Raw genomic sequence first — 1236 nt, 5'->3', positions numbered from 1 at the left:
ATATTCGACCGTCCGGAAAAATTTCTGGCTGCACATACAAGGGGGCGCTTCGACTGCCTCATCACCGATCTCAATATGAAAGGCATGAGCGGACTGGAGCTTCAGGAGAAGCTGTCTGCGGCCGATCCCGACTTGCCCATCATCTTCATGTCGGCCCATTTAGCCCCCGAAGCAAAGGCCCGGGCACTGCGTCTCGGCGCCGTCGCCTTTTTGAACAAGCCGATCAATGACGATGTTCTGCACAGGCACATCATGTCCGCTCTCAATCGAGGAGTACAGCATCGCGCAGACGACTAGCCCAGAGAGCGGTAGCAATACCGTTTCATCGAATTAAGCATTGACCATCGCCCGGAGAGGTCGCCAATGGATTCTGTTGATCACCCCATCGAAAAAGGCAAACCGCTCGCGCGGACGGCCATCGGACAGGTTGCTTATTGGCAATTTAATCTGACGCGCGCTCGAGCGCTGCTTGAAAGCATGGATGGAACCTGCCCTGGCGGGGATCAGGAATGGAAGCCGGATCGATTGGATATGTTGCTTTCTGCCGTCCGAATTGTGGATGTCAACGATGAAGCAATCCGTCTATTCGGCCTGCCCCCAGATCGAGATAAAATTCTGGATCGATCAACTGCAAGCCTCTGGCCGGAACAAAGTCGCGCTGCCCTCGGCGATCTGCTCACGACCATCGCCGCGTCGGCCCACAAAGGAGCGGTAACACGGGAAATTCCCATAGTCGGACGGTTGCAGCACGTCGTCCTGACGGGTTGGAAGGCTTTTGATCCAAGATGTGCGGACACCGTATTCGTCTCTGTCAGGGCAACGTTGAATACACCGAATGCCGTCGTAGAACTCGAAGCGAGCCAGAAACGTTACCGCAACATGATATCATCGCTGCCGATTCCTGTTTGGCAGATCGACGCCCGGCCGGCAGGGCGCATATTTGACCGCCTCCGAGCTAACGGCATCAATGACATCGCCGCATATTCGGATGAACATCCGGAAATCGTCGAACTTGCAAGCGAGATTGTACAAGTCTTCGACGTCAACAAAGAGGCCATGGTCCTTTTCGGCGGGAAGCACCGCTCAGAATTCATCGGGTCGGTAAAATACCTGTTTTCAACCACACCCGGCGCGACCAAACGCGTGATGCTGGCGCATTTTTCAGGTGTCAGGAATCATGTGGAAGAATTGAAGGTAAGGACCTTCGATGGCCGGCTGCTCGATGTACTGTTGTTG

The 1236-nt window shown here is 54.7% G+C and carries 2 protein-coding genes; both read left to right on the top strand.

Annotated elements, in window-relative coordinates:
• The coding region (locus tag ACXJ5O_RS27450) for a response regulator transcription factor (protein ID WP_457302669.1) at positions 1-297 on the top strand (297 nt) is incomplete at its 5' end.
• Positions 298-363: 66 nt separating this feature from the next.
• On the top strand, positions 364-1236 hold an 873-nt coding region (locus tag ACXJ5O_RS27445), incomplete at its 3' end, for a PAS domain-containing protein (protein ID WP_457302668.1).

The organism is Phyllobacterium sp. P5_D12 (assembly GCF_054049495.1).
The sequence above is the reverse complement of the archived record's forward strand: the minus strand, read 5'-3'. Positions and strand labels throughout refer to the sequence as shown.